The organism is uncultured Porphyromonas sp. (assembly GCF_947254915.1).
Lineage (GTDB): Bacteria > Bacteroidota > Bacteroidia > Bacteroidales > Porphyromonadaceae > Porphyromonas.
The window spans coordinates 1-4,729 of record NZ_CAMYEZ010000141.1 but is presented as its reverse complement, the minus strand read 5'-3'; the positions used below and the strand labels follow the sequence as shown (position 1 = coordinate 4,729).

The following is a 4,729-nucleotide window of genomic DNA, read 5'->3' as shown; positions in this document are numbered from 1 at the left end:
CACATAATAAGCTACGCATCTATGTCCGCAATACAGATACTTTGGGTCGATGACGAGATAGATCTCCTGAGACCGCACATCATATTCCTCGAGCAGCACGGCTATGAGGTCACCCCTTGTGTGAGTGGAGCCGATGCCCTTGACCTGCTACAGGAGCGGTCGTACGACTTAGTCTTCCTCGATGAGCAGATGCCAGGTTTGTCGGGCCTAGAGACGCTCGCTCGCATCGCTCCGCTCTACCCCTACCTCCCCGTGGTTATGGTCACCAAGAGCGAGGAGGAGCACCTCATGAATGAAGCCATCAGCCGTCAGATAGCCGACTACCTCATCAAGCCAGTCAATCCGCACCAACTGCTCCTCTCGCTCAAGAAAGTACTGCACCGAGAGCAGATCGTCACCGAGGCCACACAGCAAAACTACATACAAGCCTTCCGGGAGCTGTCTCTGCGGATCAATAGCGCTGGCACCATCGATGAGTGGATGTCCATCTATAAGGAGATCTCCAAGTGGGTCATGCAGGTGGACAACTACCTTCCCGACATGGCTGAGACACTGCAGTCTCAACGTGACGAGGCGAATAGACTCTTCGCCAAGTACATTACTAAGGAGTACGAAGGGTGGATACAAGATCCGAAGTGCGCTCCGCTAATGAGCCATACGCTGATGCGGGACAAGGTCTTCCCCCTGCTCGATCGTGGCGAGCATGTCTTCCTAATCCTCATCGACAACTTCCGCTGGGACCAGTGGCTTGCCGTGCAGGAGATGCTGAGCGGACTCTTCACCTTCGACGACGGCATGTACACCGCCATCCTGCCGACAGCCACACAGTATGCGCGCAATGCAATCTTCTCTGGGCTCATGCCCCTTGAGATCGCGAAAACCTTTCCCGACCTGTGGGTTGATGAGGAGAGCGAAGAGGGCAAGAATCTCAACGAAGAGCCCATGATCGCAAGCCTTCTCAAGCGCTATCGCAAGCCCTATAGCTTCGCCTACCGCAAGGTGTACGAGACCTCCTTCGGCGAGCGACTCCTCGGTCAGCTCAACGAGCTACAGGACAACCCGCTCAACGTCATCGTCCTCAACTTTGTCGATATGCTATCGCACGCTCGCACCGAGAGCAAGATGATCCGCGAGCTGGCCAGCAGTGAGGCCGCTTACCGCTCCCTGACACAGAGCTGGTTCCGCCACTCGACCACCTATCGGCTCTTTGAGCAGGTCGCTCAGATGGGCGCCAAGATCATCCTGACCACCGACCACGGGTCCGTCCGCGTGCGCAAACCAGTTCAGATCATTGGCAATCGCAACACCTCTACCAATCTGCGCTACAAGCTGGGCCAAAGCCTCTCTTTCAATGCTAAAGAGGTCTACGCTCCTCGCAAACCTAAAGATATAGGTCTTCCCGTCAATCATCTGACAGACGGCTACGTCTTCTGCTACGAGCAGAACTTTTTCGCCTATCCCAACAACTATAACTACTACGTCAACTACTACCGTGACACGCTCCAGCACGGAGGCATCTCTATGGAGGAGATGCTCGTGCCCTGCATCACGCTCACGCCTCGCTAATACCATTAACTATATGCGTCTCACACTACAATCCCTTGCCGACCTCCCACGCATAGCCCAGGAGGTGCACACACGACTTGCCGACTACCCCGTTATCGCCCTACAGGGGGATCTAGGAGCGGGCAAGACGACGCTCGTTCACGAGCTCTGCCGTCTTGATGGCGCCAGCGAAGAGGAGGTGGTCAATAGTCCCACCTTTGCCATTGTCAACGTCTACACGACTCAGTCCGACGACACCATCTATCATATAGACTGCTACCGTCTGGAGAGCCTCGCAGATGCTGATCAGATAGGGCTAGCCGAGTATATCCGCTCAGGCGCTCGCTGCTATATTGAGTGGCCCGACGTCATCGCCCCGCTACTCCCCGAGGAGACCGCCGTCATTCACATTGAGGCACAGCCCGATGGCTCCCGCCTCCTCACCCTCCTCACTGAGTAAGCTCGCACTCACATCGGCTCTGCTCACTAGAGCTAGGGGAGGAAGCGCTGCAAAGGTACTACACCACCCCACGGGAGCTCCTCTTCTACTGCTGTCAAAGGTCACGAGCACGCCTCAATGACAGCCCACCACTCCGAAGATTTAGATCGTATTCTCTCTAGTAGACCAAACCTAGATGAGATGCGTAGTCACACTTACTGGATAATCAGTCGCACAGAGTCCATTCCCTCAGCATGAAGGATGTATGCCCCTTGAGGCAATGTTAGTGTCTCTGCGCTGCCAGCACTCAGAGCCTTCGTCCAGATTATCTTACCATCCATAGCAAAGATTTGAGCGACAAGGCTCTGGGCAGTCTCGAGTGTGACCTCTCGACCACTCACGCTCATACGTAGCGGAGTCTCTGCTGTCATAGAGCTGTCTATGGAGAGGGTGCCTTGTGCTGAGACGGTGATAGGCTTGCTCCGGTAGCTCTTGGCTTTTGAGGCTAGGAGCGGGAAGGCTTTCGTTTCCAATGTGCAAAAGATTCTTGTCGGCTCTTTGATCTTAAACGTAAACTTGCCCCCAGCGACATCGTAGTGCACGCCTTCCATAATAAACAGTGTCTCATCATCAGCGTGTAGCCAAATATAAGTCGTCGGCTGGGGAGTCGTCTCCTCACCAATCAAATTGTCAAACATAGAGAGATCTACCGTACTGCCATCTATCATCTCTGGTGTGATCTCAAAAGCTTCTTGCGGGGCATATAGATATTTGCTCATTGCGCCCTTGGTCGGTAGCAGATACATAGGAATTGCATTGGAGGAGCAGTCCAGCTCCTTGAGAGCATCTCTAGAGGTGGGCATTGTGAGGCTCGTCAGCTTATTGTGTGATACGTTCACCTTCTTGATTTGCGTCTGTGCGCTCAGATCTAGAGAGCTCAACTTATTAAATGCTAGCGTCAGCTCCTCTAGTGCTGTATAGGGAGAGAGATCTATCTCGGTAATTGTACCACTGCGTAGAGAGAGTTTCTTGAGTAGCTTAGATTGGGGTAGCTTGATCTGAATCATATAGCACCCGTTTGCAGAGATTTCTTCACACTGTTCAAAAGCCGACAAGTCAAGCTCGGACACACGATTATTGTCCAGTATCAGACGCTTGACGGGGCAGGGTGTCGTAGTCGGCGCAAACTTAATCAAACCACACGTATTAGGGAGACGCATCAGGTCTAGGTTTGCACACTGTATCTGGACGGGATGCTGGCGATCCACTTTGGCATTGACGAAGTTGTGTCGCAAGGTCACGGGCTCCACGCCTAGGGTAGCCTCCTCAAAGGACCCATCACCCCAGTCTACGAGGCAGGGCGTGTCCTCTTTGGTGGCACTGAGCTGTAGATCAAAAGTCAAGCCTTCTGTCGTATACTTGTCGGTTACAAAGGCCGCATGTACCTGCTCCAGCTTTCTCTCTGCGCCACTGAGCTCTATCGGCATGATGCCGTAGCAGTCATTGATGTTGTCAAGTCCTGGTAGGGCGCTATTGGCGACGACACAGTATATGGGTCGGTCGGGCTTCTGATGAAAGGTGAAGACTCCGTCACGCTCCGTATAGGTCGCTGGATCAATTAGCAAGCTTGGATCGGCATGAGTGCCCTTGTTGTCAAAGTAGTACCACTTGAAGGTAGACTTAGTCCCCTCAAAGTCTAGCATTTCTGTTAGATCTACTGTCAGCCCATTTATCTTACTCGTAGAGAGATGGACAGGGCGCATAGGTGCATACCGATAGTTCATCCCAGAGCGACGCTTGGGGAAGTCCACAAGCGAGAGCCTATTCCTCGAAAAGTCAACACTCGTCACCGAAGCGGGTAGCTTTAGCGAAGTGATCTCGTTGTTGTTGCAAGTAACTTTCGTGAGCTTGTTACAGTCCGAGAGGTCTAGTTGCGGTATCTTGTTATTGGCGCAGGACAGTGTCTCTAGATCGGGGCAATCCTTGACAGTGAGCTCCGTGACATGCCTATTGCTTATAGCCCAAAACTCTACAAAGTTAGCTCCCCATACCTTTACTAGGTGTTCCTTACGGGTGGACATATCAGCAAAACTGTAGTGAACCGTCTCTGCATATCCACTGCCGTACTTCTCTTTCGCATCCGTGCCATCACCATAGTCAATGTAATAGGTGGATCCTTTAGGTGCCTTAATCTTCATAGTAAACAGCTCTGTCGTCTTACTATTCGTCTGCATTGTCGTTCGCAAGGTAATCTCTTGCGTCATCGCAGGAAGAGAAAAGAGCATCAGCACCAATATGATGGCGCAGTAGAGTGACGGATTTCGTTTCATATTAAGTATGAGTTTAGTATACGGTTGCGCAAATAAGGAGACTCGTGCTGACGGCAGAGCCCTAGATGCGTAGATTTCAGTTATAGAGTCAATGATAATGTGAGTACAAAGATAGGTAAAACTTTATATAGGATGTTTAACTGTGCGTGCAGTATGGGGCTGACGCAGTATAAAAATGAGCTTCTCAAAGTGACCACGAAGGAAATCAAACGATTTGTCCTCTCCTGAAATAGTACACAGTTGGGAAGCCAACCCCAACTGTGTACTATTTCAGGAGAGGACAGGGGGAAGGGATCGGAGCTATCGGTGGGTAGGGACGAGATACAAAAGCTTCCCGTGTGCAAGCTCATTTGCACACGGGAAGCGAGAGTTTGTTTGCTCTAGGAGCTAGCCGACGAGGTCTGCTGGGTCAGAT

At 51.9% G+C, this 4,729-nt stretch carries 3 protein-coding genes; 2 read left to right on the top strand and 1 reads right to left on the bottom strand.

Translation table 11 applies throughout. The features are described from left to right. Window positions 1-21: 21 nt before the first annotated feature. On the top strand, window positions 22-1,566 hold the full coding sequence (locus Q0X57_RS07635) for a PglZ domain-containing protein (protein ID WP_297729822.1): 1,545 nt from the start codon (window positions 22-24) through the stop codon (window positions 1,564-1,566). Between the two features lie 13 nt (window positions 1,567-1,579). Then, window positions 1,580-2,005 carry a tRNA (adenosine(37)-N6)-threonylcarbamoyltransferase complex ATPase subunit type 1 TsaE gene (gene tsaE, locus Q0X57_RS07630; RefSeq protein WP_297729820.1) on the top strand — a complete coding sequence of 142 codons (426 nt, stop codon included), beginning with the start codon at window positions 1,580-1,582 and terminating at the stop codon, window positions 2,003-2,005. 194 nt (window positions 2,006-2,199) lie between these two features. Here the strand turns inward: tsaE and Q0X57_RS07625 are convergent, their stop codons facing one another. Then, on the bottom strand, window positions 2,200-4,314 hold the full coding sequence (locus tag Q0X57_RS07625) for a Por secretion system protein (RefSeq protein WP_297729818.1): 2,115 nt from the start codon (window positions 4,312-4,314) through the stop codon (window positions 2,200-2,202). Window positions 4,315-4,729: the final 415 nt, after the last annotated feature.

Coding starts and splice junctions, on each gene's coding strand:
- Q0X57_RS07635 (WP_297729822.1), top strand. CDS start 22: ATGTCCGCAATACAGATACTTTGGGTCGATGACGAGATAGATCTCCTG.
- tsaE (WP_297729820.1), top strand. CDS start 1,580: ATGCGTCTCACACTACAATCCCTTGCCGACCTCCCACGCATAGCCCAG.
- Q0X57_RS07625 (WP_297729818.1), bottom strand. CDS start 4,314: ATGAAACGAAATCCGTCACTCTACTGCGCCATCATATTGGTGCTGATG.